The organism is Niastella sp. OAS944, from assembly GCA_024809215.1.
In the GTDB taxonomy this organism is placed as follows: Bacteria; Bacteroidota; Bacteroidia; order Chitinophagales; family Chitinophagaceae; genus Niastella.
On sequence record JANUBW010000002.1, the window covers coordinates 763,265 to 789,103 of the forward strand.

Below are 25,839 nucleotides of genomic sequence, written 5' to 3' on the forward strand. Positions count from 1 at the left end.
ATGCCATTTAAAGCGCTTTGGGTAACAGAAACCGAGAATGGAACTTTTGAACGGACAATCGTAGAAAGGTTGATCGATGATCTGCCGGCCGGGGAGATCGTGATCAGGGTGCATTATTCTTCCCTGAATTACAAAGACGCGCTTTCGGCCACTGGCAATAAAGGCATAACGCGTGCATTTCCGCATACGCCCGGTATCGATGCGGCCGGTGTGGTTGAAATAAGCCGTAACGAACAGTTTGCTGTTGGTGATGAAGTACTGGTAACCGGTTACGACCTGGGTATGAACACCTGTGGCGGTTATGGTCAATATATTCGGGTACCGGCCAGCTGGGTGGTTAAAAAGCCTGAAAGTTTTTCGCTCAAAGAATGTATGGCAATAGGCACAGCCGGGTTTACTGCCGCCAATGCGCTTTATAAAATGGAGCTGATGCGTATGCGCCCCGATGCCGGACCCATTGTTGTTACCGGCGCCACCGGTGGAGTGGGCAGCATGGCCATTTCTATTTTAGCTAAAGCAGGTTATGAAGTGATTGCAATAAGCGGCAAATCGAATGCACAGGAATATGTACAACACCTGGGCGCCGCCCGGTTAGAGACCAGGGAGTTTGTGAACGATACATCGAAAAAATCATTATTAAAACCCCAATGGGCAGGCGCTATTGATACCGTTGGTGGAAACACGTTAGTTACCCTACTGAAAGGCTGCCAGCCCGAAGGTTGTGTGGTTTGCACCGGCCTGGTGGCATCACCTAAACTCGATGCTACAGTTTATCCCTTTATTTTGAATGGCGTTAATTTACTGGGCGTAGGCTCTGCCGGAACACCCATGGAAGTACGTGTTACCATTTGGGAAAAACTGGCAACCGAATGGAATATAAAAGATAAAATACCCGCCATTGCCAAAGAAGTTACCCTCGATGAATTAAACAATACTTACTTCGATAATATACTACAGGGAAAAATTATGGGCCGTATAGTGGTGAACTTAAACAACCTGTAACAATGGAATTGATGCAATGGAAAGTGATACAGGTGATACCCGAAACACCTATTACGGTAAGTTATGTTCTCGAAGAAGTAAATGGCCAACCGGTAACCTGGGATGCCGGCCAGTCAATTACCTTATTGTTCTTTCATCATGGGCACGAAATACGCCGCTCCTACTCTATTTGTACGGCCCCCGGTATTGATAAACACGTAGCCATAACCGTAAAAAAGAAAGTCAACGGGGAGATCTCACGTTATATACTAAGTAACTGGCAACGGGGAACTATAGTGACCAGCCTGCCCCCGGCCGGCCGTTTTATTATCGAAACTGGACCTGCTCAAAAGCGACATATTTGGTTTATTGCAGCCGGCAGCGGCATAACGCCTGTTCTTGCCTTAATAAAAAAACTGCTTTGTAACGAACCAGAAAGTCATATTACGCTCATCTATCAAAATCACGATGAACGTAGTATCATTTTCAACAAGGTATTACAGGAGCTGGCAATACAGCACGCACATCGCTTTAACCGCATCGATCTGTTAAGCAATCCCATTGACCCCGATACCAAACCGGCAAGGCTTAACAACTGGTTGTTGGAACAATTGGTAAACGCCAATAACAGGCCTCCCATTCCCAGTTTGTTTTATACCTGCGGGCCCGAACCATTTATGCGCATGGTACAGTTCACTTTAAAAGTAATGGGCTTTCGGGAAGAACAATTACGAAAAGAACATTTTGTTATTGAACCAATTCGTAAACCGGCATTTACCATGCCCTCTACTCCGTTTACGGTGGTATTGCATTATGCACAACAAACGCATCAGTTTACAGCTGCCTGGCCCGATACCATTTTACAGGCAGCGCAAAAGAATGGCATCACACTCCCCTATAGTTGTAATACGGGCCGATGCGCCACCTGCGCGGCCCATTGTCGTAAAGGCTCGGTAACTATGAGCAATAATGAAGTGCTTACCGATACCGACCTGCAGGTAGGACTTGTACTTACCTGTACCGGTTATGCAGCCTCGGATCTTGAACTGGAAGTATAATTAAACATAACTTTTGCGCGAACGGTCAAGCGCAACCGGGTGGTTGTTTTCACCAAAAAGATCGAGCACGGCGTTTACACCCTGCTCTTTTTTAAGTGCATATTCTGCATCGGTAAGAAAAGTGAGCCACAGTAAACCAACATCCTCCCCTTGTACCTGAAATACAGGTTCATTGTCGGACTTCACTATAGATGTTAAAGTAAGTAAAGTGGTAAGTTCAGAGCCTTTAAAAACAGGCTCGTCCATATGAATGGTATGGCCCCAGCCAAGGAATGTTTGCGGTTCCTGCAAAAAAGGCAAACAACCGGCCCAGCATAACCAGTTGGCAACATCATCGAGCTGCGTTTCGTTTGCATCAACATAGGTTATCATTTCAGCTCTTGGCGTATCGGTATCTTCGGCCCGATCGTCCATAACCATGTGGGTAAGGCTCATACCAAAGGTGGCAAGTGTACCCCAGGGCCGCCCGGTTTTTTCTGCTGAAAAATAAGCACAACCTACCTGCGGTGCTTCGTCACTGGGGTCCCAAAGTAGTGTGGGTGCAGCTCCAAAATGACGGGTAAACGATTTGAGTATATTGGTATGGGCTTCAGTTTTCATTTCAACTCTTCACTGGTGAATGCTAAAGGTAACAATGAGCTGGCCTTAGGAATTATATAAACTTTTCCTTCCATACCACCCAATATTAACCGAATAGGATGTTTAACCCGGCCTTCATACTCCTGCAACGATTGGCGGCAAATACCACATGGCGAAATAGGATGATCGCTGCCCCCGGTGTCGGCCTGGTAACTTATTGCCATCGATTCAATGGGCACGTTAGGATATAATGAAGACGCAGAAGCCAGCAAAACCCTTTCCGCACACAAGCCAACGGGAAAAGAAGCGTTCTCCTGGTTACTGCCGGCCACAATTTCACCATTGGCCAGCTTGGCAACAGCGCCAACATGAAAACCTGAATAAGGCGCATATGCATTTTCCGTTACTTCCCGGGCTTCATTTAATAACCAGGCATCTTCCTCTGTAAGCTCCTCTATTGAATCGTATATATCAAATGAGAACTTATATTCATCTTTTTTCATAATGCTTGTTTTGTGTTAATGCCCTAACCCGACAAAAAATCCTCCCTGCTCATTGCGGGGAGGATTATTAAAGATAACGAATTATGTCCTATTAATGTATTGTCCTGAACATGCGGCCCCAGCGAACACCTTTTTCCCAGCTCATCCATATCAACCAGGCCTCACCTACTACGTGATCTTCGGGTACAAAACCCCAAAAACGGCTGTCCTGTGAACGGTGACGGTTATCACCCATCATCCAGTAGTAGTCCATTTTAAAGGTATATGTAGTGGTTTCTTTACCGTTGATGAAAATTTTACCATCGCGGTCTTCCCAATCATTATTCTCATATACCCTGATGGCACGTTTATAACAGGCCACATTTTTAGGGGTCAGCTGAATGGTAACGCCTTTTTTCGGGATCCATAATGGACCGAAGTTGTCAACGCTCCAAAGGATATTAGCAGTATCACGTGGGAAAATACGGGGGTCGCCCACACCTTCAACCCGGCGGGTTACAGAGGTAACACCGTCCATCTTTTTCACAATAGAAACTTCAGCCTCCGTAAGATTGATGCCATAGCTATTTACACCATTTGTATTAAAATCAGGTGCACTGTTTGGTTCAGAAGTTAAGCGAATGCCGGCTGCACGCAGGTCTTCTTCTGTCAACATCTTACCATTGGCAACCGTTACTGTATACTCAGCAGCAGAAGTTGGTGAAATATAAGCCTTCTGACTATTTACATATAAATAACCATCAATAATTTGAATGGTATCGCCTGCAATGGCCACACAACGTTTAATATAGTTCTCGCGTTTGTCAACCGGACGGGTAACCACCGTAAAATCGGCCCAAACAATTTCGCGGGCTTTTTCTTTGGCCACCGCCCTTAATTGTGCCTCATTTGGTATTTGTGATTTCAGCATATTGTACTGAACCATTTCTTCCTGTAACAACATATCATAATATGGGTCTTGCGAATCGCGCTCCTTGGTAAGCGTATCGCCTGCAGGGAAGTTGAATACCACAACATCATTACGCTTAACCGGGCTGGCAAACCAGCGCGTATAAGGCAAATGAATTATTTCAGTATATGATTTTGAATTGGTAATAGGCAATGTGTGATGCACAAACGGAATGGCCAGCGGGGTATTGGGAATACGTGGACCGTAGCTCAGTTTGCTTACAAACAGGAAATCGTTCACCAGCAGCGTTTTTTCCATAGAACCGGTGGGAATGGTATAGGCCTCAAAAACAAAAACACGAATAAGGGTAGCCGCCACAACAGCAAACACCCCGGCATCGATCCATTCGCGAACGGTGGTTTTCTTATGGTTCTTTACTGCATCGGTACCCAGGAACTTTATTTTTTTATCGCTTGCTAAATAGGGAAAATACACAACCGATAAAAGAGCTGCGCCCACATGATCGAGAAAACGGAACCTTCCGAACAATTTTACAAACTCAACCAGCAACCAAATGCTGATAAACCAACCGGCAACGGGTATAAATTGCCAGAAAAACCAGTGTTTTCTAATTTTGGCAACCTTTACGATCTCCCAGGTGTTATAGAACGGCACCCAGGCTTTCCAGGACGGTATTCCGGCTTTTTCAAATAATTTTGAAAGTCCAAAGGCAGGCAATTCGAGAATAAGTAAGGATATCAATATTATAATCAACAGATCGTGTAAACTCATTATGGGGCTATTTTATAAAAAAATCCGGGCAAAAATACCATATTAATTTGCATGGAAACAGGCCAATAACGAACATTTTGCTAAAAAACGTATAATTACAACCTATGGGCATTTTTTGTCAAAAACAGTATTTCTCCAGTTCCATTAGTTGTAATATCTTACCTTTTGTTACAATACTATGAATCTCTTTTCTATCCGGGATATTGAAAACTTAACAGGCATCAAAGCGCATACCCTACGTATCTGGGAACAGCGTTACAACCTTTTTTGCCCCAAACGAGGGGAAGGTAACCACCGTTTCTATGATTGTGAGGACCTAAAGCACCTTTTGCGTATAGCGTACCTTTATAACCAGGGTCATAAAATTGGCCAAATTGCTTGCTGCTCACCTGAAGAAATGGCCCGGCTGGCATTGGAAATCAAGCCGGATGCCGATAATTTCGAAATTTTCATCAATCAGCTTACCGAGGCTTCCATTGAGCTCGACCAGCCCCGCTTTGATAAAATACTGCACAACCTGGTGTTACACGCCGGTTTTGAAAAAAGCATAGTAAACGTGCTTTTTCCATTTTTAAAGAAAATTGGGGTTTTGTGGCTTACCGGCCAGGTGGTACAGGCACATGCCCATTTTGCCCGGTCGCTCATCATCAAAAAAATGATGGTGGCCATAGATGGGTTGGAAAAACCTGTTTACAATGGCGGCCGCCGAGTGCTTTTGTTCACCCCGGCAGGCGATCACCACGATATACCGGGTGGCGAATGCATGGAATTACCGCTTCTTTTCACGCATTATATGTTAAAAAAAGAAGGCGTACCGGTGATCTATATGGGTAAGAATGTACCGTTTGAAATGCTGCAATTGATTTGCGCGCAACACCCCTGCACGCAGTTGTATTTTCTTGTAGTGCCAAATTTGAACAAATGCGACATGCACGAGTACCTTAAACAGTTCTCCAGCATGTTCCCCGATAAAGAGATCGTTTTTTCGGGCCCCGAAGCCTGCCAGTGCAGTTGCGATTTGAAGAATGTGCGGTTGTTGAAAACGATCGAAGAGAAAAAAGCTTTTCTGAAAGAAGGGAAGATCGAATTAGTAGCGAGTTAACAGATTGACGAGTTTACCTTGTCAACCTGTTAACTTGTCAACTTGTTAACTATCTTTTAGGAATCACATACGCATGTACATCATCGGCGATAATGGTTTTGCCGCTTAAGATAATCAAACGCTCAACCACGTTACGCAGTTCGCGAATGTTCCCCGTCCAGTTATGTTGTTTTAATGCTTCCAGCGCGTCTTTTTCTATCCCTTTTTTAGGAATACCATAGTCGGCGCAGATATCGGCCAGGAATTTATCAACCAGTAAAGGAATGTCTTCGCGGCGATCGTTGAGCGAAGGCACGTGAATGATGATCACACTAAGACGGTGGTATAAATCGAGGCGGAAATTCTTATCATCCACTTCTTTTAACAGGTCTTTATTGGTAGCCGCTATTACGCGTACATCAACGCTAATATCTTTATCGCCACCAACGCGGGTGATCTTTCCTTCCTGTAATGCACGTAATACTTTGGCTTGCGCACTCAGGCTCATATCGCCAATTTCATCGAGGAAAAGCGTACCGCCATGCGCCTGTTCAAACTTACCTATACGTTGTTTTACAGCAGAGGTGAACGAACCTTTTTCATGACCAAACAATTCACTTTCGATCAATTCACTGGGAATGGCTGCACAATTCACTTCAACCAGGGGACCGGCAACGCGGTTACTTTTTTCATGCACCCAGCGGGCCACCAGTTCCTTACCTACTCCATTTTCACCAGTTACCAGTATACGGGCATCGGTAGGAGCCACTTTATCAATAGTTTCTTTGATCTTCACAATGGGCGCCGATTCACCAATCATTTCTTCTACCCTGCTTACCTTACGTTTAAGCACCTTGGTTTCGGTAACCAGGTTGTTTTTATCCATCGCATTGCGAATGGTAATAAGCAAACGGTTCAGGTCTGGTGGTTTTGAAATATAGTCATAGGCGCCTTTCTTAACGGCTTCAACAGCCGTTTCAATAGTACCGTGACCAGAGATCATAATTACCGGCACATCGGGATTGGCTTCCCGGGCTTTATCGAGAAACTCAATACCATCCAGCTTGGGCATTTTTATATCACACAACACTACATCGTAGGCTTTCTCCTTGAATTTTTTAAGACCTTCTTCCCCATCGCCGGCTTCTTCTATCTTATAGCCTTCGTAGGAAAGAATTTCACTGAGGGTTTTACGGATAGCTTTTTCGTCATCAATAATTAAAATGTTTGACATAGTGGTTTAACAGTCCTTTGTTATGGAATAATATAATTGGTACATCTTACGTTGTTCAAAAGTAATACTATGAAACGGAACCTCCTTACGTCAATTTTCCTGCCGTTTTTACTAATAGCAGCCGTAGGAATAACCATATTTTGCTTTCATCCCCTGTTTTCAGCCCCAATTAAAAATCCTGCACCATCTAAAAAAGGCATGCCAGCCCCTGCTACAATAACCCGCGTAGGCGCCATTCCTTTACCCGAAGGCTATGAACGGTTACCAGTTGCTAAAGGTTCTTTTGCCGGGTGGCTGCAAAACATAGGCATAAAGAAAGACAATACAGTTTATTTATACAATGGACAGCCCAAAAGAAATCAGGAAGCGCAGTATGCTGTGCTTGATGTACCTGTTGGTAAAAAAGACCTGCAACAGTGCGCAGATGCGGTAATGCGTTTGCGTGCCCAATACCTGTACGGTCAGAAACGTTTTGCTGAAATATGGTTTAGCGACAATAACGGCAAAAAATATGTTTGTCCCAAAGGTATCGACAGCACACGGTTTGAACGCTATCTTGAAAATGTGTATGCCTATTGCGGCACGCTTTCGCTGGAAAAACAATTACGGCCCGTGGCAGACATTACTACTATACAACCTGGCGATGTGTTGATAAAAGGCGGTTCACCCGGCCATGCCGTTATAGTGATGGATGTGGCGAAGAATAAAGAAGGGAAAAAGATCTATCTGCTGGCTCAAAGCTATATGCCGGCACAAGATATTCACGTTTTAAAAGATCCTGTTTATAAAAATTTATCACCCTGGTACTTGGCCGATACTGATAACCCATTCATTTACACGCCCGAATGGACATTCACGACAAAACAGTTAAAACGATGGTAAATTTTACTAAGCAGGAACTGGTAAAACTACCTTGCATGATCCGTTGACGCATATTACTTTAGCATTATATCCTTTAAAAAACATTTCAAAACCAAAATCCGTTACTTATGAAGGCATCTGCTGTAGATGTTCCGGCACACTTACCCTTGGCGAAAGTAATTACCCGTTTAATTCTTTTAGGTGGATTTATTCTTGGCGGCATGTATGGTCTGCTGGCCTTATGTTCTTTTGCATTAAAATAATTAAGAATTTTTATTAATATCCAAAGCAAGCAATGAAGCCCCGTGAAAGCGGGGCTTTTATATTTCTATATAAATTCGTCCTGCTGCCTCAACGACAACACAGGTATATGATTGAGGTAAACAAGTCCCTTTGTATGCGTTTTTTGGAAGATATTATACCAAATACCATGGCGGGTAGGAATTACAAGTAACAGATCGATATTTTGCCCGGCCGTAAAGTCGTCAATGGCGTTAATGACGTTCTTAAATTCCGGTTCAAAATATACAGGGTGCAAATCGGCCAAACTGGCTTGTAACTCCTGTTTGTTTTGCAATGCTTCTTCGGTGATCACTTCCTGCGGCGCCACCACGTTAATGATGAACAATTCAGCTTTTGTATAATTCACCAGTTTCCTGATAATTGCAACCGGCACGTGCAGGTTCTTACGGTAATAGTTACAGGCAAAAGCAATCTTTTTTACTTCACGGTATTGAACATGTGCCGGTATTACCATTACAGGCACAGGCAGATCAACAAATGCATCGATGATATTGGCGTCCCACGAAAGCAGATCGGTATAATTACCACTGGCGCCCATTACCACCATTACGGCATTTGTTTCAACAACCTTGGCAGTTAATTCATCCTGAAAAACACCCGTCACCATTTCGGAGTCTATGTTTATGGTAGGATAATTTTCACGTACCCAGGCATGTTCCTGCTCAAGCAGCGCAGAATCATGTTCAATAATTTCACCCATGGCAGCAACAGCAATGGCGTCGCCCGTCATAGCGCCGGGAAAAGCATAAATATTCAATAACAACAGCCGGGGCGTTGTGGCATTTTGCAACAATGAGCAGGCATAATCGAGCGCATTTCTCGATGCATTTGAAAAGTTGGTAGCTACAATAATTGTTGACATATATTTTACGGCTTATTAGTGAGCAGCATCGGCCATGCTCACTTTGGTTTTACTCTTTTTTATAAATATTAAAACAAAGGGCACACAAACAAGGAACATACAACCTATGTAAAGGAATATATCCATATAGGAAAGTATGGTGCCTTGTACGGTTACAGAACCTTCCAGTAACTGATAGGCACTTTTGAGCGCCACATTGGGCGCCATGCCCTTCTTCTGCATACCGGCAGCAATAGCCTGTACCCTTGCCTGTACAGCAGGATCGTATATGTCGAGACTACGAACCAGGTTGGCGCGGTGATGCACAATATCGCGTGTTAGATAGGTACTGATAAGCGCTACGCCAAAGGAACCACCCAGTTGGCGCATCATACCCGACAACGCAGCCCCCTGCCCTATTTCGGCACCTTTTAATGTACTCAACGACATAGTTGAAATAGGTACCGATAATAAACCCAAACCAACACCACGTACCATCAGGGGCCAAAAGAAATCGTCGCCACTTGTTTGCGGAGTAATGACCTTGTAAGTGAATAAACTGTAAATGAAGAATACGATCATACCGGCGGCTATCATGTACTTCTGCGATACGCCACGTTGTATGGCCTGCCCCACAATAGGCATCATAAAAGCTACCATCAGCGTACTGGGTATCATTAACAAACCCGATTGCGTAGCATCCCATCCCAGTATGGTTTGCGTATACAGCGGAATGATAAATGTAGAACCGAACAATCCAAAGCCCTGTATAAAAGAAAGAATGACGCCCATACGCAGGTTACCATTGCGCAAAATGCGCAACTCTACAATGGGATACTTATATACCAATTGCCGCCATATAAAACAATAAACGCCTAATACAGCAACCACCGTTAGCATAATAATTAAAGAACTATTGAACCAGTCGTCCTCCTGCCCTTTTTCCAGGATGTATTGCAAAGCGCCTACTGAAACTGTTAGCAAAAAGATACCCAGCCAGTCAACCTGGTTGGCCGGCCGCTTCTCGGCATACCGGGGACTGCGCACGTATTGCAGGGTTAGCAGGGCTGCAATAATACCAACGGGAATATTTATGTAAAAGATATACGGCCACGAAGCATGGTCAACGATATAACCACCCAATGGCGGGCCCAACGTAGGGCCAACAATTACACCAAGCACATAAATACTTTGGGCCATGGCCCTTTTTTCGGGCGGGTAACTTTCGGTAATGATGGTTTGCGAAGTAACCAGCAGGGCGCCGCCGCCTAACCCCTGTATAAAACGGAATACGATGAGCTCAACAATATTGGTTGAGTTACCACACAGAAATGACGCTACGGTGAATATAATGACTGACGCCGCAAAATAATTTCGCCGGCCAAACTGTTGCGACAGCCAGCTGGTCATGGGTACTATAATTACATTGGCAATTGAGTAGGCGGTTATTACCCAGCTTATTTCATTGAGGGTAGCGCCCAAACTACCACGCATGGTGTTAAGGGCTACGTTTACAATGGTAGTATCTATTATCTCAAGCAATGCGCAAAACACTGCTGTGATGGTAATAATAACTCTTCTTGAACCGTACTCAATCAGGGAGCCTTGTTGTTCCATAATTGTTTTTTACTTAATCGAGGTGCACATCAACATTCACATTCATACCGGCCCGCAGTTGTTTCACCAGGCTATCTTGTTTATTGGTAAACTCAATTCGTACGGGTAAGCGTTGTACTACTTTTACAAAATTGCCGCTGGCGTTATCGGGGGGCAGTAACGCAAAACGCGCTCCGGTAGCAGGTGAAAAAGAAGCTACGGTTGCTTCAAAATCATGACCCGGGAATGCATCTACATTGATGATCACCTTTTGACCAATACGCAGATCGTTGAACTGCGTTTCTTTAAAATTACCTACAACCCATACCTCATTATCCTGAATAACACTAAACGTAGCCTGACCAGCCTGCAAAAACTGACCGGCCTGTACATTCACTCGCGATACCACCCCATCGGCAGGCGCCGTAACAACGGTATAGCTTAAGTTCAGTTTGGCATCGTCAATATCAACCTGCCGTTGTGCAATGGCAGAGTTGGCCACATTTATTTGGGTACCAGTGGCATTGCTTTGCGAGCTAACGGCCGCAGTTTGGCGCGATGCCTGGTTCTTTTGTTCCTGCAATACCTGCAATTGTTTTTCAGCAGTTTCTTTGGCAGCCTGTACCTGTTCAAATTGTTGCTGCGTAATGCTATGATCCTTTATAAGATTCGCATAGCGATTATACTGCTGGGTGGTTTGCCATACATTTACTTTGGCGGCTTCTATTTGAGCATCCACTGTTTTTATAGAGGCTGCAGAAGTACCAATATTTGCCTGCGCAGCTGCGGTAGTGGCCCTGGCCGATAACAGGTTGTTTTTAGCAGTGGCCATAGCAGCCTCGGCTTGCTCGAGTTTTAATTTCAGATCTCGATCATCGAGCAACAGCAGGGTATCGCCTTTTTTTACACGCTGGTTGTCTTTCACCCTAACTTCCGTTACATAACCCGATATTTTTGGTATCACTGGGTTGATGTTGGCTTCTACCTGCGCATCATCTGTTTCTTCATGATGTTTTGCATGCATGTATTTAGTGATGCCAAATGCACCGCCCACAATCACCAGTGCTATAAGAACAATTAAAAATGTGCGACTTTTCTTTTTCGGGGTGGCGTCTGCGCCAGTTTTTTGAGTTGTTGCCATATAATACTATTATTTCCTTCGAAATGAGTTGATCAACGTTTATTGTTTCAGCAAACCTGCTTTTTGTAATAAGGATTGATAGGCCATTACCAGGTCGGCCTTTGCAAAGGCTACATTTAAGCGGGCCTGCAGTTGCGCTACATCAGCATCTAACAGATCGGTAAGCGTAAGCAAACTGTTCGCGTATTTATTCTTACTGATACGGTAGTTTTCGGTGGTTTGTTCCACTGCTTTATTAAGCACTTCAATCTTCTTTGTTGCCAGCATATAATTCTGGTAAGCTTTGTTAATTGAAAGCCTGATGGCGTCATCGAGCAGTGCAGCATTAGCAGCCAGTTGTTGTTCGCGGGCTTTGGCCTGTTGCACTTTTGCTTCCGTTTTCCAAAGCGGCGATAAATTGTATTTCACTCCTACTCCTGCATTCAGGGCATTGGTAACCGTAAAAAATTTGGGAATATTGGCAGCCACATAACCACCGGTTAAAGCAATAGAAGGATAGTAATCACCTTTGGCAATTTTTACACTGGTTTCGGCAGCTTTCTTTCTATAATCGAGCGCCTTCAGGTCCTGCCGGTTCTCCAAAGCCAGGTTCTCATATTCCTCAATGGTCTTTAATTGGGCATCCTGTGTAATGCTGGCCGAATCGGTTTTCAGTTGTGTTTTTTCTGGCAATCCCAGCAACAGGTTCATATTTACAACAGCCAGTTGGTTGCTGTTCTGTGCATCAAGCAAAGTAAGCTCAAGATTCGAGGTTTCCTGTTGCGCTCTTAAAAGTTCATTCCTGGCCAGGGTGCCATTTCTTTCCATATTTACAAAATCGGTATCGCGCTGGCGGCTTTGCTGCAGGTTCTCCTCCACCAGTTTAACGGCAAGGCCTGCTTTATACAAATTGATGTAAGCTTCAACGGTATTTAAAATAACTTCCTGCCGGTCGTTCTCCGCATCCATTTGTACCGCTTTTTCGATAAACCGGGCCGACTCGATGCCATACCTGATCTTAAGCCCTGCATACAAAGGCAGCGATACATTGGCCATGCCAAACATCACCTGGTTAATATTGCCCGGCGAAATGGCGCTGCTGTCACTGCCGCTGCTACTGGCCGTTTTAATATTTATATGCGGTTTATTTACCCGCATATAGGAGGCGTTAACTGACGCTTCGGGTAACCGGTTATCTTTTGCTTCGCGGGTGGCGGCTACAGCCTCATCAATTTTAGCCTTGCTTGCTTTTAGTTGTTTGCTGTTTTTCAGGCTTAGGTCAATAGCCTCCTGTAATGTTACCGTTTTGCTTTCCTGGGCTACCGTTATGAGTGAGCAGCCTATAAAAAATAGAAGCAGCAACATATTGAACTTGCCAATGATCTTATTCATAAATGACTTTATAACAGGATTGGTAAATAATTCAGCAGCCCTGGATGGGCTTTATAGTTATGCTTTCATATGGAAGAAGAGATTGGCTTACAACATGGTTTCAATTTGTGGGCCACGCCTCTGTTAGTTCGCAGTTCTTAGTTTTTAGTTCACAGTTTTCAGGAGGATAGATCCTGGCTTTATCTAAACCGGCTAGTAGTAAGTAGTTAGTGGCTAGTGGGGCTTTTATTTCAGACTCGCTATTACCCTTTGTCTTCCCTGATCTCCAACTCCCATTTGTTACTCACGGTTCATTACCTGCATTTCCCTGCTCGCCATTCATCACTCGCCACTCGCCCTTCTCTTAACTGAATAATTATTCATTTAAAAGGCAAAAAAAATCTAAGCCTTAATCCCATCCCAGCACAACTGAAAATTGTTTTCCAGTACTTCAGGCGTAACCTTTTTATTGTAATAGATCACTCTTTTGGCAATTTCGTTGATGGTGCCTATCATAAATGATAACAGCCAAAAGGTGTCCATGTCCTTTATCAGATGTTCTTTTTTTCCACGTTCAATTAACTGCAGCAAGGGTTCGAACATTTTGCGCAGGGTCATTTTATCTTCTTCCTCAATAAAGGGCGAATGAAAACACTGCTCAATAAAAATGCTTTCATTAAAGTGCGAAATGCGCCTGTGTACTATGTTTGACCAAATTGTATGAAAACCGATCTTAAAAGGTTGCGCCGGGTTGTAGTTCATAAAGAAGGTACTGGCCGAGCTCTTAATGCACTCAACAAATAAACTATTGATGAGCGCTTCCTTATTCTTGAAGTATATATATAGTGTACCGGTTGCAATGCCGGCTTCTTTAGCTACCGATTGCATGGTAAACCCAGCCAGGCCGCTTTCCTTAACCAGCGTAAGCGTTGCCTTGTATATTTCATTGATCTTATTTTCGTCCCTGGGTTTCACGACACAAATTTAAATGAATAATTATTCATTTAAAAGCTTTTTAGCAGATTTCTATATGGAAAGAAATTGGGGGCATAAAAAAAGCTACAGAACCCGGCAAAGCCGATATTCTGTAGCTATTCAATATAGTTCAGCAACGATTGTTGCCTTTCTTACTTTCTTGAGTACATAACTTCTTTAACCAGGCTAACCGTACGGCCAACGCTAGGTAAAGCAAGTTCAACCAGGTTTGGTGCGTAGTGCAGCGGCGCATCGGCTGCTGTAATACGACGGATCGGAGCATCCAGGTAATCGAAACCTTCTTTTTGAATGCGGTAAGCAATCTCAGAAGATACCGAACACATTGGCCATTGCTCTTCAACGATCACCAGGCGGTTGGTTTTTTTAACGCTTTCGAGGATGGTCATCCAGTCGAGCGGACGAATAGTACGTAAGTCAATTACCTCAGCGCTAATGCCTTCTTTTTCAAGTTCAGCAGCGGCGCCCAGGGCAACCTTCATCATTTTGTTGTAAGAAACGATAGTAACATCGGTACCCTGCCTCTTAACATCGGCTTTACCGATTTGGATAATGTATTCTTCTTCAGGCACTTCGCCTTTGTCGCCATACATTACTTCGCTTTCCATGAACATCACGGGATCTTCATCACGGATGGCGGCTTTCATCAAACCTTTAGCGTCATATGGAGTTGAAGGAGAAATTACTTTAATACCGGGGATGTTAGCGTAGTAGCTTTCAAAAGCTGTAGAGTGCTGGGCGCCCAGCTGACCGGCTGAACCATTGGGTCCGCGGAAAACGATAGGACAACCAATTTGTCCGCCGCTCATAGCCAGCATTTTTGAAGCTGTGTTTAAAATCTGATCCAATGCCAGTACGGCAAAGTTCCAGGTCATGAACTCAACGATAGGACGTAAACCGTTTTGAGCAGCACCTACCGCTATACCGGTGAAACCCAGCTCAGCAATAGGGGTGTCAATAATTCTTTTAGGGCCGAATTCTGCCAGCATACCCTGGCTAACTTTATAGGCGCCATTGTATTCAGCTACTTCTTCACCCATCAGAAAAACACGGTCGTCTCTCCTCATTTCTTCACTCATAGCTTCGCGGAGCGCTTCGCGAAATGCGATAGATCTTGCCATTCTGTATTCAGTTTTTAAAACCCGGCAAAATTATTGGTTGGCGGCCATAATAACAAATTGCCGGGCAATAATAAATTAAATGTCTAAAAGACAGAAAGTCAGGCGAAAAGGCAGAATGTAGATGCAGGGAGGGTTTGCGTGCTCCAAGGGGCCAAAATATTAATTTCTATTTATCTATTTCCTCCTCACCTTTTCACCCCCGAAAACCGTCCACACGTCAAAGTAAATTCATTGCCGCTTTTCCGCGGGCTAGGTTTGTAGAAAATTAACCTTATGCAACCAACATCAACCCGACAATCTTATTTGGACTGGCTTCGTATTATATCTATCATTACCGTATTCTTTCTTCATTCATCCATGGCCTATGTAGAAGAATGGGGATGGCACCTTAAGAATAAAGAGACCAGCAACCTGCTGATGGAAATTAATTTCTGGCTCGGCCGGTTCAGAATGCCCCTGTTGTTTTTCATTTCAGGAACAGTAACATATTTTATGTTGAAAAGCAGAAGTACAGGGTCATTTATTGGTTTGCGCTTTCGTCGGCTATTCATTCCATTGGTATTTGGTATTCTGGTTGTTGTTCCGCCACAGGTATATATGGAACGATTGACACAAGGCTTCAAAGGTAACTTTGCTGAATTTTACTCAACTGTTTTTACCACAGGTACCTACCCGAGCGGCAATTTCAGCTGGCATCACCTGTGGTTTATTGTTTATTTGTTTTTGTACGATATTTTATTTGCTCCTTTGTTCAAATGGATGATGAGTGAACGTGGAAAAGAACGGCTGGCATTTTTCAATATGTTGGCCAATGGTAAATGGATCTATCTTTTACCTGTACCCAGCGTAATAGCCTATATAGCCATGTACATTCATTTTCCCGAAACGCACGATCTTATACATGATTGGGCCAGGCATGTATACTGGATATTTTTCCTGCTAACGGGATTTACCTGTATTAATTTTCCAGTTTTGATGAACAGTTTGGAAAGAAACCGACGCACGTCGTTCCTGTTGGCCTTTCTAAGCATAATGCTTATAAATTATTTCCGTTGGAATGATCAGGAACCTAATACATATGCGTATGGCGCATTATATCCAATAACAGCCTGGGCATGGATCTTCACATTCATTGGGTACGGCAAAAGATATCTGAATAAAAAACATCCCATTCAGAATTATATCAACGAGGCCGTTTACCCGTTCTATATTTTGCACCAAACGATCATTGTAATAGTGGTATTTTATGTAATAAGGACCAGTGAACCAGTATTAAACAAGTTCCTGTTCACTTTTATAACTTCCTTTGCACTGGTGATGTGTATTTATCATTTATTTATAAGGCCATATGCCATAATGCGATTTTTGTTTGGAATGAAACCGAAAAAAAAGAAAACAAAGGAGGTGGTAGCAGAGAAGTCGAATGAGATGATGCAGGCAACGGTTCAAATATCGTAAATTACAATTGATGAAAAGGTTTTGGAAATATGTATTCCCTGCTTTGTTTGGGCTATTGATGTACCTCACGGTGCGGGTGCTCAATGATACCTTGTCGCATTTTAAGGTATGGAAACGAGCATGGTCGATAACCGCCATTGAATTGGTATTTGTAATAGGGTCGGGATATATTATCATGTATGCATTTGAAAAACTGTTTCAACGGTTCGATAAAAAACTACAGCACAACATTACATTCAAAACCGTGCTCAGGGAATTACTATGGGTAGTAATAATAACAGCAGTGATCAACAATGTTATTGTTACTCCCATGGTAGCCTTAACTGACGATGGCTTAAGCTGGGGCGATTTTGCGAACATAAATATTATTCCGCTGCTGTATTGCCTGGTATACTACGCGGTGGCGCGAAGCAATAAATTGCTAAAAGCCTATATAAACAATAAATTACTTTTAGAGAAAATAACCAACGATCACCTGCAAACGGAACTCAAATTCTTAAAGGCGCAATACCATCCGCATTTCTTATTCAATGCATTGAATACGGTATATTTTCAAATGGACGACAATGTAGCCGAAGCCAAGAAAAGCATAGAAAAGTTCTCTGAACTATTGCGTTATCAGTTGTACGACCAACAACAAACGGTGCCCATAAGCAGTGAATTGCATTATTTGCAGAATTATATAGATCTGCAACAGGTAAGAAGTTCAGATAAACTACAATTGAAAGTGCATTTCGACAGTTCGTTAAACGAACAACAGGTATATCCTTTGCTATTTTTGCCGCTGGCAGAAAATGCCTTTAAATATGTGGGCGGTGATTATTGTATTACCATTGAAGCCCGCAAAGAAAATGACCAAATTTGTTTTACCGTAGAAAACTCAACGCCATTGGTCACCGATTGGATAAAAGAAACCAGTTCGCAACCCCGTAATGGCATTGGTTTAGAAAATCTAAAGCGGCGGTTGGAATTGTTATACCCCAACCAACATACATTTACAATCCATAAAAAAGAAAACAGCTTCTTTGCAGCAATACAATTACAGTTAACATGAGTGTAATCATAAAGTGTGTAATAACCGACGACGAACCTTTAGCCCGCAAGGGCTTACAAGGGTATATTGAAAAGATCGACTTTTTACAATTGACAGGCGTTTGCGAAGATGCCATTCAATTAAACTCCTTACTAAAACAGCAATCGGCCGACCTGCTCTTTCTCGATATAGAAATGCCCTATGTTACAGGTATCGATTTCCTAAAAAACACACCCCAGCCGCCAAAAGTGATCTTCACTACGGCTTATGAGCAGTATGCTATAAAAGGCTACGAGCTCGATGTGCTGGACTATTTATTGAAACCCATTTCCTTCGAACGCTTTTTAAAAGCCGCGAACAAAGCTTACGATTTCTTTGCAAGCACTTCGGCCAAAGAAGCCAGTTACCTGTTTATTAAAACAGATAACAAACTGGAGAAAGTGAATTTAGATGAATTGCTGTTTGTAGAGGCCATGGAAAACTATGTAGCGCTATATACCGCCGATAAAAAGCTTATCACCCACTCTACGTTAAAAGCCTTACAGGAGAAGTTGCCAGCCGCCCGGTTCATTCAGCCGCATAAATCGTACCTGGTGAACATTCAATGCATACAGTCAATTGAAGGCAACATATTGCATATTGGCGGCAAGTATCAGATACCTATATCCAAGTATCAGAAGGATGAGGTGATGGAGAGGATAGTGAATAATAAGTTGTTGAGGAGGTAGGTTATCGCAAATTGCGATAACCTCATTTGTCTTTTAAATATTTTCGCATGTATGGTTCGAGTTCTTTAAAGGCCTTGGGGAATTTCTTTTTTCGATTTTTCAAATATGTATCTCCCACCCATTACCCGCGATAGAAAACCTGTGTTCTATCGCACCGGCTTACTTTATAAGGCACCCACATGGTTCCTCCAGCTGAAACAAGATAACTCGCCCCTCTTCGGCATAAAATTGTATCGCCCTTAATCACTACCCTTCGCCACAGGATACCTCCTCTCCCCCGGAAAATGCTTCTTCCGGGTGTCTTTTACAACTAACACCTTTTCAGTATCGATGGACTTATACCCATATTCATAACAGTAATAATACGGATCATTTTCTTTGGTGGTAAAGTATTGAGTGAAGTATTCAAACTGAAAACCCTTTTCCACTAACTTCTTCCGCTCAACTACCCTTACCTTTTTCTCAAGCCCCGACAACATATCTTCCAGAATCCTCCTGTTCTTCCGTAATATATTATTGATGTTTCGCACCACCGGAATGGAATAACTATATAACCGGTTGTTGTAGTTGTTCCGGCATGAATCGTCGCAGAATTTCTTATCCGTGCGGCCTTTAATAGGCCTCTCGCAGGCCAGACAGTTCTTAGCAGTCATTATCAAAGGTTTGAATGGCTATTTGATAATGAAAAATACAAAAAAAATAATATGTAACCGACATGCAAGCGCTTAAAAAGCGGATTTAAGCGGTTACGAAGCGAGTGTAAAGTGTTTAAAAACCGAACAACGGTTTTCGCGGATCGCATCTTTGTGTGGTCAATCGAACGGCGCCCGGTAGACTGAAATAATTAATCAAATTTAAAAACTAAAGTTATGTCTGCAATTAGAAATAAAGTTCAACTTATTGGCAATTTGGGTCAGGAACCAGAAATACGTGTTACCGAGAACGGTAAAAAACTTGCCCGGTTTTCTATCGCAACGAATGATACCTACCGCAATGGTAAAGGTGTAAGAGTTACAGATACTACCTGGCACAACGTTATAGCCTGGGGCAAACTCGCCGATATAACCGAAAGGTATCTAACTAAAGGAAAGCAGGTAGCCATAAGTGGTAAACTGGTTCATCACAGTTACATCGATAAAAATGGTATCAAACGATACGTTACCGAAATAGTACTAAACGAACTGCTTATGTTGGGTGGCGCTTACAAAACACAAGTTGATCCGCAGGTATGGGAAGAAGATGTGATTACCGAAGCTGATGCTGAAATGGAGGCATAAATATAATTACCGGCACCAGATACTCTTTGCAAAACTCCCCGGTATGGTGTTGTACAATTGCTCATAGTGAGCCTAAAATCCAGCTTATATATTAATACAGCAAATGCCGTATACCATGTTCACGTTGGGCAATTTACAACCCAAACAACCAAAGTACCAATAATTTGTAACCAGGAACTATAAAAGGCCCTGTAAAAAATCAATAACAGTAGTTGTGTGTTTCCATGTATAAACCTCCGAACAGGCGTGAGGTTGCGGGCTAATGTATAAGAATGCATATACAATGAGAGTTTGCTAAGGATCGTACCTCTTTGAAAGCCTTTATATGCAAACTTATTTCATGCCACAACCAAAGCCATGTTCCTGACGTTTAGTAGGGAAAACCGCCGATGTCTATCGGTGGTTTTTATAAACTATAACACCTTCTTCATAAGCAGGTCGGTTTGCGCATCATCACCTAACATAAACACATGATTGCCGAATTGCTCAAAGCCCCATTTTGTATAAAATGAAATGGCCTTATAGTTCTTTTCCCAAACTCCTAACCATATCACTTTTGCATCTCTTTGCCGGGCAATGTCAATACAGCGTTGCATCAATGCACTCCCCACACCTTTACCAATACTTGTTTGGACGGCATATATCCTGGCGATTTCTATGGCTGATCCATAAATAAGCAGCTTAGCGTCGGTAGCGTCGCGTAACCGTACGTAGGCTACTGCTTCATTACCATCATATGCCAGTAAAAAAGTATTACCCGATGCGCCTACTTCTTCAATTAACTTTTCCCGGGTGAATGTTTCATTCAGGAACTTATCCATATCAGCCTTTGTGTTATCGGCCGCAAACGAATCATAAAATGTTTGCCGGCTCAAGTCTGCTATTAAAGCTGCATCTGCTGCTGTTGCTTCTTTTATTATAATCTCATTCATACTACAAATGTATTGCTGTTCTATAATTCAAACTTGTATTGATTTATATCATTTTTTGCTGCCATATATTCTTTGTAACTTTTCTATACCCTTTACCTATAGCCTTTCTCCGTCCTATCTGCCCTTCTACTATTTAATTAACTCCAAAAAACTGCTTAAACATGAGAAAGTTCTTTCTCTGCTTGCTATTGCTTCCATGCATTGCTATAAGCCAAACTAAAAACGTAATAAGTGTATTCAGAGCATTCCCAAAAACTGATAAGGTTACCGAATTTGAAAAAGCCCTTACCGCTCATGCGCAAAAGTATCATACCGGTGAATGGAAGTGGCGCGTATTCGACATTCTCTCCGGCCCCGATGCCGGAGGCTATCACGTTGCCGAAGGCCCAAACAGTTGGGCCCAGCTCGATGAACGTAAAGACATCAGCAAAGAACATATGGCCGATTGGAACAGCAACATCTCTCCTTTAACAACCGGCCAGGGCATGCAAGGCTATGCTGTGTATCGTGAAGATCTTAGCTCAGTACCATTACTTGAATCTTCAGAAAAAATGGCCGTCACACATGTATTTCCCAAACAAGGTTATAGCGATACCATTGCAGCAATAATTAAAAAAGTAAAAGTAGTATGGCAAAAAAGTACTGAACCGGTGGCCGTTTTTCAGGCTTCAGGATCAGGCCCCAGTCAGTTCATTCTGGTGTTCCGTTATAAAACAGGCTGGAAAGAAAGAGACCCCAGCTTTAGAAAACCATTTATGGAAAGATACAAAGCCGAATACAATGATAGCGGATATAACGATTACATGGCTGCCATTCAACAGTTTGTTGAAAAAAGCTGGACTGAACTACTTTCCTACCGGGCCGACTTGAGCTCTAAATAAACTAAAAGGTCCCGACTAAAACCGGGACCTTCTTTATTAAGTTTATATTATTACACATTCTCGATCACCATGGCCGAAGCACCGCCACCGCCATTACAAATTCCCGCAGCACCGTACTTAGCATTATTATGCTTCAACACATTTATAAGTGTAACAACAATGCGCGCCCCGCTGGCGCCTAACGGATGACCCAACGAAACAGCCCCCCCATGTACGTTAACCTTTGCCGGATCAAGCTTCATTCGTTTGGTATTTTCTATTCCCACAACTGAGAACGCTTCATTCAGCTCCCAATAATCAATATCGGTCATTTTCAAACCAGCTTTTGCTACTGCTTTGGGAACTGCCAATGCAGGCGTAGTAGTAAACCATTCCGGCGCCTGCTCGGCATCGGCAAAAGAAACAATTTTAGCTATCGGCTTTAAACCAAGCTCGTCCGCTTTTTCCTTACTCATCAATACCAACGCAGCCGCACCATCATTCATGGTACTTGCATTGGCGGCCGTAACGGTGCCATCTTTTTGGAAAGCAGGCTTCAGCTCAGGTATTTTATCAAACTTTACATTAAACGGCTCTTCGTCTTTATAGAATTTTATAGGATCGCCTTTGCGTTGTGGAATTTCAACAGGCACCACCTCATTGGTAAACTTTCCATCGGCCCAGGCAGCCTGACTACGTTTGTAACTTTCAATGGCAAATGCATCCTGATCGTCACGACTAATTCCACATTCCCTGGCACACAGTTCTGCGGCGTTACCCATCGCTTGTCCATTGTACACATCGGTTAACCCATCTTTTGCCAAACCATCAATAAGTCCGGCATTGCCATATTTGTTGCCCCAACGCATACTATCTACATAAAATGGCACATTGCTCATGCTTTCCATTCCTCCGGCAATTACAATATCAGCATCACCCAGCGCAATGCTCTGCGCTGCCTGGGCAATGGCTTTCATACCACTGGCGCAAACTTTATTAACGGTAGTGCAATTCACCTCATCGGGCAGGCCGGCAAACTTCGCCGCCTGGCGGGCAGGCGCCTGTCCAAGGTTAGCTTGTATAACACAACCCATTAATACGTCCTGTACCTGATTGGGTTGCAATCCCGCTTTTTCGAGCGCCGCCTTTATGGCAATAGCGCCCAATTTAGTCGCGGTAAAGTCTTTTAAACTGCCGCCGAAGCTGCCCATGGGTGTCCGTACTGCAGAAATGATATACACTTCTTTCTTATTCATATAGTAAGTTCTGTTTAGTAAGATCAAGGTTCAAACAGAGCAAAGATATGGTTTTACTAACAATCGTTAGCAGCAATTAACGAATTCCCTTGTATTTAGTTCCTGCGTCCAGCCGAAGAGACCAGGGAAAGGCTGCCCAGGAGCATTGCATGGCTGGGCACGCTGAGATTTGAGCGCAAACGAAGGATAATTGTAACGCCTTTGGCATTAGCCCATTAGCAAAAGGCGATCGAAGCGAAGCCTGTGAAAACTTACAACTGAATAACTAATAAAAACCAGTCCCATCATGATTCTCACCTTCTAAACTCCTTGTCAACCTGTATTTCATGTATTACCTCTATCACCACTATCAACTCCATCACCTTTTCAACTCCTTGTCAACTTGTTAACTCATTAACTCTCCTTCCCAAACACCCTCCTCAACTCCACCTTCGCCTCTTCCAACGGTTTCTTTTCTTTAGTCGTTAAATGTTTTCCCGCTCGGTTGATATAAAAATTCAGCATCGACATGGCAGATTGAAACGGCGTTCCCTTTCTTCTTTTACTTTTTTCTGCAGAACGCTTTAACGAGCGGGCAATTTTCGCCGGGTCTTTTGATTTGAATACACCCGATTCAAGATCCAGTGCATCGCTGGTTTGCATTACATGCCGCGACCATTTCTTTTTTGGCGCTGCTTTCTTTTTTACAGATTTTTTCGTAGCTGTTGTGCGGGTAGTCCTTTTCCTGGCAGTGGCCAATTTCTTCTTTTTCTTTACTGCTGTTGCCATACAAACTTTTCCTAAACTGTTGCAACGGAGATACCAATAAAAAACCCCGGTTTTACCCGGGGCTCGTGATATTTTTTTCCCATGTACTTTAAACTATCTGGCCTACTTACCTTTCTCTCCTCGAGAGCGTCTCTGCCAGAATAAGGAAAAAATTATCGCTCGCAGTACTATTTAAAAATCCTGTGCCAGCACAATCACTGTTTTTACATTTTGAAAATCTGACAGTTGAGAAATCATGAACCCAAAACGGGCCGGCGTGTAGAAATATTTCTGCAATACGGCAACAGATTCAACAAAATAGCTGAGCCCCAACCAGCATTTGTAACTTTGCACTGAAAAATCGCCTGGATTAAATTACACAGGGTGGCACAGCTTTTTGAAATAATATCACAGCAAGTAAATAGTATTTGATTGGTATTCAACATTAGACTGATTTCATTCTTTCATTTAAAAACTTGTTTATGGAAACTAAGCCTACAGAAATGACAACCCTCACCGCTGTGTTAGAAAAATTAAGACATCAACATAACGATAATGAATTTACGCCTAAAGATGATGGTTTCATTACCACCAACAGCGATAAATTCTACAAACCCGAGGACCTCACCATTATCAAAACATATCGCTTTGAAGGCGTGAGCGACCCCGGCGATAATTCTATTGTTTACCTTATACAGGCAAACGACGGCATAATGGGTTATACGATGGACGCCTATGGCGCATATACTACCCATGATGAGGTTAACAACTATGATGAGCTCATTAAAAAAATACCTGTAGAGGAACGTGATGAACAGTTGATATTTGCAGACCAACACTGAAAACCCGTCCGATTATTTAATAACTTAAACATTGCTGTTATGGAAGAACTACAAACAAAAACAATAGAATTTCAGGCGGGCGGTAAAACCGTTCACTGCGAAATAAAAGAAAGAGACTTTGGCGATTTAATCGTTTTTGACGTATTCTCCAAAGACAATTATCTGTTCACCATAACGCAAAAGAGCGATGTGCTGTTCAATCATTACGAAATGAGCAACCAGGAAGACGTTATGGATCCCCGCCAGCTCAATGAGATCATCGAGCAGGTAAAGGAAAAAATTGCATCTGATCCTAATAACCCCTAAACCCTAACCCGTAGAAATTAACTTCACATTAAACAGAACTAACGGTAACAAATTGCATGTAACTTCATGCATTAATTCTTTATGTGCATGTTGCAAAAACTTTTTCTCAAAAACCTCATGTTCGTATGCTGCCTGTTTGCTACCCTGTTTATACAGGCGCAGGTAGAATATCCTTACCCCATTCAAAAATTTAACATTACCCTGGAAGGCAAACCGGTTCAAATAGCCTATATGGATGCCAAATCCGATTCGGCAAACAGCAAAACCGTAATGCTTTTTCATGGTAAGAACTTTAACGGCTATTACTGGAAAGATGTAATGGCCTTTTTAGTAAAAGCAGGTTTTCGGGTGATCGTACCCGATCAACCCGGTTGGGGCCGTAGCGATAAACCCGATCTGCATTATAGCTTTCATTTGCTTTCCTTTGCCATGAACAAATTGCTCGATTCGTTACACATAGGAAAAATATCTCTCATTGGCCACTCAATGGGTGGTATGCTTGCATCCCGCTTTGCCATGACTTACCCGGCCAAAGTTGAAAAGCTGGTGCTGGAAAACCCAATTGGGTTAGAAGATTATAAACGTTTTGTTCCTTACCAAACCACCGATCAGTTATATGAAAAGGAATTAAGCGCTTCATACGAATCGTACAAAAAATACCAGCAAAGCTATTATCCGCAATGGAAGCCCGAATATGAACAATATGTAGAGGCCCAGGCAGAAGCGCTTAAAAATCCGGAATTCCCCCGAATTGCCCGCATAAACGCCATCACCTATCAAATGATATATGAACAACCTGTTTGCTACGAGTGGGACCGCATTAACGCACCTACCCTGCTTGTGATTGGCACCGACGACCGAACTGTGGTTGGGAAAGCGCTGCTGAGTGATGATGATAAAAACAAATACGGTCAATACCCCGCACTGGCAAAGAAAACTCAAGAACAAATACCCAACGCCCTGTTAATGGAAATGCCGGGGATCGGGCATATACCGCATATACAGGATCCGGGGCAGTATAAGCAGATCATTTTGTCGTTTCTCAAGTAATCTTTCTTTCGTGAATGGTGAGTGATG

27 protein-coding genes are annotated in these 25,839 nt (G+C 43.0%); 13 read left to right on the top strand and 14 right to left on the bottom strand.

The features are described 5' to 3' along the window. On the top strand, positions 1-1,002 hold the full coding sequence (locus tag GGD38_RS13695; RefSeq protein WP_375300271.1) for a YhdH/YhfP family quinone oxidoreductase: 1,002 nt from the start codon (positions 1-3) through the stop codon (positions 1,000-1,002). Between the two features lie 2 nt (positions 1,003-1,004). After that, a complete protein-coding gene (locus GGD38_RS13700; RefSeq protein WP_375300270.1) occupies positions 1,005-2,039 on the top strand; it encodes a flavin reductase family protein in 1,035 nt (344 codons plus the stop codon). Here the strand turns inward: GGD38_RS13700 and GGD38_RS13705 are convergent, their stop codons facing one another. The 3 genes from GGD38_RS13705 to GGD38_RS13715 form a co-directional block, all read right to left on the bottom strand. Beyond that, complete coding sequence (locus tag GGD38_RS13705) at positions 2,040-2,639, bottom strand: suppressor of fused domain protein (RefSeq protein ID WP_375300269.1); 600 nt, start codon at positions 2,637-2,639, stop codon at positions 2,040-2,042. Then, positions 2,636-3,121, bottom strand: coding sequence for a cytidine deaminase (locus tag GGD38_RS13710; protein WP_375300268.1), 486 nt, complete (start codon positions 3,119-3,121; stop codon positions 2,636-2,638). Before GGD38_RS13710 ends, GGD38_RS13705 begins: the two co-directional genes overlap by 4 nt. Positions 3,122-3,212: 91 nt before the next feature. Next, positions 3,213-4,802, bottom strand: coding sequence for a S26 family signal peptidase (locus GGD38_RS13715; protein WP_375300267.1), 1,590 nt, complete (start codon positions 4,800-4,802; stop codon positions 3,213-3,215). 178 nt (positions 4,803-4,980) lie between these two features. On the opposite strand from GGD38_RS13715, the gene GGD38_RS13720 reads away from it, so the two are divergent. Continuing rightward, the gene (locus GGD38_RS13720; protein WP_375300266.1) at positions 4,981-5,904 is read left to right on the top strand and encodes a MerR family transcriptional regulator; all 924 of its coding nucleotides are present in this window, start codon (positions 4,981-4,983) and stop codon (positions 5,902-5,904) included. Positions 5,905-5,953: 49 nt separating this feature from the next. On the opposite strand, the gene GGD38_RS13725 is transcribed toward GGD38_RS13720, so the two are convergent. Beyond that, positions 5,954-7,117, bottom strand: a complete 1,164-nt coding sequence (locus GGD38_RS13725; protein WP_375300265.1) for a sigma-54-dependent transcriptional regulator — start codon at positions 7,115-7,117, stop codon at positions 5,954-5,956. 69 nt (positions 7,118-7,186) lie between these two features. Between GGD38_RS13725 and GGD38_RS13730 the strand changes: the two genes are divergently transcribed. Both GGD38_RS13730 and GGD38_RS13735 read left to right on the top strand, forming a co-directional pair. Continuing rightward, positions 7,187-7,999 (top strand): DUF4846 domain-containing protein, encoded by an 813-nt coding sequence (locus GGD38_RS13730; RefSeq protein ID WP_375300264.1) that lies wholly within the window; start codon positions 7,187-7,189, stop codon positions 7,997-7,999. A gap of 107 nt (positions 8,000-8,106) precedes the next feature. After that, positions 8,107-8,241 carry a hypothetical protein gene (locus GGD38_RS13735; RefSeq protein WP_375300263.1) on the top strand — a complete coding sequence of 45 codons (135 nt, stop codon included), beginning with the start codon at positions 8,107-8,109 and terminating at the stop codon, positions 8,239-8,241. Between the two features lie 65 nt (positions 8,242-8,306). Here GGD38_RS13735 and GGD38_RS13740 read toward each other — a convergent pair whose 3' ends face one another. The 6 genes from GGD38_RS13740 to GGD38_RS13765 all read right to left on the bottom strand — a co-directional run bounded on the left by GGD38_RS13740 (position 8,307) and on the right by GGD38_RS13765 (position 15,323). After that, the gene (locus tag GGD38_RS13740; RefSeq protein WP_375300262.1) at positions 8,307-9,143 is read right to left on the bottom strand and encodes a universal stress protein; all 837 of its coding nucleotides are present in this window, start codon (positions 9,141-9,143) and stop codon (positions 8,307-8,309) included. A gap of 15 nt (positions 9,144-9,158) precedes the next feature. Then, positions 9,159-10,739, bottom strand: a complete 1,581-nt coding sequence (locus GGD38_RS13745) for a DHA2 family efflux MFS transporter permease subunit (protein ID WP_375300261.1) — start codon at positions 10,737-10,739, stop codon at positions 9,159-9,161. Between the two features lie 13 nt (positions 10,740-10,752). Then, entirely contained in the window at positions 10,753-11,859 is a 1,107-nt protein-coding gene (locus GGD38_RS13750) for an HlyD family secretion protein (RefSeq protein WP_375300260.1), read from the bottom strand. A gap of 39 nt (positions 11,860-11,898) precedes the next feature. Then, positions 11,899-13,230: a TolC family protein gene (locus tag GGD38_RS13755; RefSeq protein ID WP_375300259.1), complete on the bottom strand. Its 1,332-nt coding sequence runs from the start codon at positions 13,228-13,230 to the stop codon at positions 11,899-11,901. A 381-nt stretch (positions 13,231-13,611) separates the two neighbouring features. After that, positions 13,612-14,184: a TetR/AcrR family transcriptional regulator gene (locus GGD38_RS13760; RefSeq protein WP_375300258.1), complete on the bottom strand. Its 573-nt coding sequence runs from the start codon at positions 14,182-14,184 to the stop codon at positions 13,612-13,614. 152 nt (positions 14,185-14,336) lie between these two features. Continuing rightward, entirely contained in the window at positions 14,337-15,323 is a 987-nt protein-coding gene (locus GGD38_RS13765; RefSeq protein WP_375300257.1) for a pyruvate dehydrogenase complex E1 component subunit beta, read from the bottom strand. Between the two features lie 273 nt (positions 15,324-15,596). Here GGD38_RS13765 and GGD38_RS13770 point away from each other — a divergent pair, with 273 nt between their 5' ends. From GGD38_RS13770 to GGD38_RS13780, 3 genes are read left to right on the top strand one after another with little or no spacing between them, the layout of a single operon-like run. Continuing rightward, positions 15,597-16,781 (top strand): acyltransferase family protein, encoded by a 1,185-nt coding sequence (locus GGD38_RS13770; protein WP_375300256.1) that lies wholly within the window; start codon positions 15,597-15,599, stop codon positions 16,779-16,781. A gap of 10 nt (positions 16,782-16,791) precedes the next feature. Beyond that, on the top strand, positions 16,792-17,835 hold the full coding sequence (locus GGD38_RS13775; RefSeq protein WP_375300255.1) for a sensor histidine kinase: 1,044 nt from the start codon (positions 16,792-16,794) through the stop codon (positions 17,833-17,835). Next, positions 17,832-18,542 (top strand): LytR/AlgR family response regulator transcription factor, encoded by a 711-nt coding sequence (locus tag GGD38_RS13780; RefSeq protein ID WP_375300254.1) that lies wholly within the window; start codon positions 17,832-17,834, stop codon positions 18,540-18,542. The genes GGD38_RS13775 and GGD38_RS13780 overlap by 4 nt, the downstream gene beginning before the upstream one ends. 239 nt (positions 18,543-18,781) lie before the next feature. Here GGD38_RS13780 and GGD38_RS13785 read toward each other — a convergent pair whose 3' ends face one another. Then, complete coding sequence (locus GGD38_RS13785) at positions 18,782-19,195, bottom strand: hypothetical protein (RefSeq protein WP_375300253.1); 414 nt, start codon at positions 19,193-19,195, stop codon at positions 18,782-18,784. A gap of 216 nt (positions 19,196-19,411) precedes the next feature. Between GGD38_RS13785 and GGD38_RS13790 the strand changes: the two genes are divergently transcribed. After that, positions 19,412-19,819, top strand: coding sequence for a single-stranded DNA-binding protein (locus GGD38_RS13790; RefSeq protein WP_375300252.1), 408 nt, complete (start codon positions 19,412-19,414; stop codon positions 19,817-19,819). Between the two features lie 413 nt (positions 19,820-20,232). On the opposite strand, the gene GGD38_RS13795 is transcribed toward GGD38_RS13790, so the two are convergent. Beyond that, entirely contained in the window at positions 20,233-20,751 is a 519-nt protein-coding gene (locus tag GGD38_RS13795; protein ID WP_375300251.1) for a GNAT family N-acetyltransferase, read from the bottom strand. Between the two features lie 161 nt (positions 20,752-20,912). On the opposite strand from GGD38_RS13795, the gene GGD38_RS13800 reads away from it, so the two are divergent. Next, the gene (locus GGD38_RS13800) at positions 20,913-21,632 is read left to right on the top strand and encodes a hypothetical protein (protein ID WP_375300250.1); all 720 of its coding nucleotides are present in this window, start codon (positions 20,913-20,915) and stop codon (positions 21,630-21,632) included. A gap of 50 nt (positions 21,633-21,682) precedes the next feature. Here the strand turns inward: GGD38_RS13800 and GGD38_RS13805 are convergent, their stop codons facing one another. Next, entirely contained in the window at positions 21,683-22,867 is a 1,185-nt protein-coding gene (locus GGD38_RS13805) for an acetyl-CoA C-acyltransferase (RefSeq protein WP_375300249.1), read from the bottom strand. 393 nt (positions 22,868-23,260) lie between these two features. Further along, on the bottom strand, positions 23,261-23,635 hold the full coding sequence (locus GGD38_RS13810) for a DUF3175 domain-containing protein (RefSeq protein ID WP_375300248.1): 375 nt from the start codon (positions 23,633-23,635) through the stop codon (positions 23,261-23,263). Between the two features lie 461 nt (positions 23,636-24,096). On the opposite strand from GGD38_RS13810, the gene GGD38_RS13815 reads away from it, so the two are divergent. The 3 genes from GGD38_RS13815 to GGD38_RS13825 all read left to right on the top strand — a co-directional run bounded on the left by GGD38_RS13815 (position 24,097) and on the right by GGD38_RS13825 (position 25,812). Then, complete coding sequence (locus GGD38_RS13815) at positions 24,097-24,456, top strand: hypothetical protein (RefSeq protein WP_375300247.1); 360 nt, start codon at positions 24,097-24,099, stop codon at positions 24,454-24,456. 39 nt (positions 24,457-24,495) lie between these two features. Next, the gene (locus GGD38_RS13820; protein WP_375300246.1) at positions 24,496-24,762 is read left to right on the top strand and encodes a hypothetical protein; all 267 of its coding nucleotides are present in this window, start codon (positions 24,496-24,498) and stop codon (positions 24,760-24,762) included. Positions 24,763-24,879: 117 nt separating this feature from the next. Then, positions 24,880-25,812, top strand: a complete 933-nt coding sequence (locus tag GGD38_RS13825) for an alpha/beta fold hydrolase (protein WP_375300245.1) — start codon at positions 24,880-24,882, stop codon at positions 25,810-25,812. Positions 25,813-25,839 lie beyond the last annotated feature (27 nt).

What these genes read in the sequence shown, in the direction of transcription:
- GGD38_RS13695 (WP_375300271.1), top strand. Translation starts at nt 1, where the DNA reads ATGCCATTTAAAGCGCTTTGGGTAACAGAAACCGAGAATGGAACTTTT.
- GGD38_RS13700 (WP_375300270.1), top strand. Translation starts at nt 1,005, where the DNA reads ATGGAATTGATGCAATGGAAAGTGATACAGGTGATACCCGAAACACCT.
- GGD38_RS13705 (WP_375300269.1), bottom strand. Translation starts at nt 2,639, where the DNA reads ATGAAAACTGAAGCCCATACCAATATACTCAAATCGTTTACCCGTCAT.
- GGD38_RS13710 (WP_375300268.1), bottom strand. Translation starts at nt 3,121, where the DNA reads ATGAAAAAAGATGAATATAAGTTCTCATTTGATATATACGATTCAATA.
- GGD38_RS13715 (WP_375300267.1), bottom strand. Translation starts at nt 4,802, where the DNA reads ATGAGTTTACACGATCTGTTGATTATAATATTGATATCCTTACTTATT.
- GGD38_RS13720 (WP_375300266.1), top strand. Translation starts at nt 4,981, where the DNA reads ATGAATCTCTTTTCTATCCGGGATATTGAAAACTTAACAGGCATCAAA.
- GGD38_RS13725 (WP_375300265.1), bottom strand. Translation starts at nt 7,117, where the DNA reads ATGTCAAACATTTTAATTATTGATGACGAAAAAGCTATCCGTAAAACC.
- GGD38_RS13730 (WP_375300264.1), top strand. Translation starts at nt 7,187, where the DNA reads ATGAAACGGAACCTCCTTACGTCAATTTTCCTGCCGTTTTTACTAATA.
- GGD38_RS13735 (WP_375300263.1), top strand. Translation starts at nt 8,107, where the DNA reads ATGAAGGCATCTGCTGTAGATGTTCCGGCACACTTACCCTTGGCGAAA.
- GGD38_RS13740 (WP_375300262.1), bottom strand. Translation starts at nt 9,143, where the DNA reads ATGTCAACAATTATTGTAGCTACCAACTTTTCAAATGCATCGAGAAAT.
- GGD38_RS13745 (WP_375300261.1), bottom strand. Translation starts at nt 10,739, where the DNA reads ATGGAACAACAAGGCTCCCTGATTGAGTACGGTTCAAGAAGAGTTATT.
- GGD38_RS13750 (WP_375300260.1), bottom strand. Translation starts at nt 11,859, where the DNA reads ATGGCAACAACTCAAAAAACTGGCGCAGACGCCACCCCGAAAAAGAAA.
- GGD38_RS13755 (WP_375300259.1), bottom strand. Translation starts at nt 13,230, where the DNA reads ATGAATAAGATCATTGGCAAGTTCAATATGTTGCTGCTTCTATTTTTT.
- GGD38_RS13765 (WP_375300257.1), bottom strand. Translation starts at nt 15,323, where the DNA reads ATGGCAAGATCTATCGCATTTCGCGAAGCGCTCCGCGAAGCTATGAGT.
- GGD38_RS13770 (WP_375300256.1), top strand. Translation starts at nt 15,597, where the DNA reads ATGCAACCAACATCAACCCGACAATCTTATTTGGACTGGCTTCGTATT.
- GGD38_RS13775 (WP_375300255.1), top strand. Translation starts at nt 16,792, where the DNA reads ATGAAAAGGTTTTGGAAATATGTATTCCCTGCTTTGTTTGGGCTATTG.
- GGD38_RS13780 (WP_375300254.1), top strand. Translation starts at nt 17,832, where the DNA reads ATGAGTGTAATCATAAAGTGTGTAATAACCGACGACGAACCTTTAGCC.
- GGD38_RS13785 (WP_375300253.1), bottom strand. Translation starts at nt 19,195, where the DNA reads ATGACTGCTAAGAACTGTCTGGCCTGCGAGAGGCCTATTAAAGGCCGC.
- GGD38_RS13790 (WP_375300252.1), top strand. Translation starts at nt 19,412, where the DNA reads ATGTCTGCAATTAGAAATAAAGTTCAACTTATTGGCAATTTGGGTCAG.
- GGD38_RS13795 (WP_375300251.1), bottom strand. Translation starts at nt 20,751, where the DNA reads ATGAATGAGATTATAATAAAAGAAGCAACAGCAGCAGATGCAGCTTTA.
- GGD38_RS13800 (WP_375300250.1), top strand. Translation starts at nt 20,913, where the DNA reads ATGAGAAAGTTCTTTCTCTGCTTGCTATTGCTTCCATGCATTGCTATA.
- GGD38_RS13805 (WP_375300249.1), bottom strand. Translation starts at nt 22,867, where the DNA reads ATGAATAAGAAAGAAGTGTATATCATTTCTGCAGTACGGACACCCATG.
- GGD38_RS13810 (WP_375300248.1), bottom strand. Translation starts at nt 23,635, where the DNA reads ATGGCAACAGCAGTAAAGAAAAAGAAGAAATTGGCCACTGCCAGGAAA.
- GGD38_RS13815 (WP_375300247.1), top strand. Translation starts at nt 24,097, where the DNA reads ATGGAAACTAAGCCTACAGAAATGACAACCCTCACCGCTGTGTTAGAA.
- GGD38_RS13820 (WP_375300246.1), top strand. Translation starts at nt 24,496, where the DNA reads ATGGAAGAACTACAAACAAAAACAATAGAATTTCAGGCGGGCGGTAAA.
- GGD38_RS13825 (WP_375300245.1), top strand. Translation starts at nt 24,880, where the DNA reads ATGTTCGTATGCTGCCTGTTTGCTACCCTGTTTATACAGGCGCAGGTA.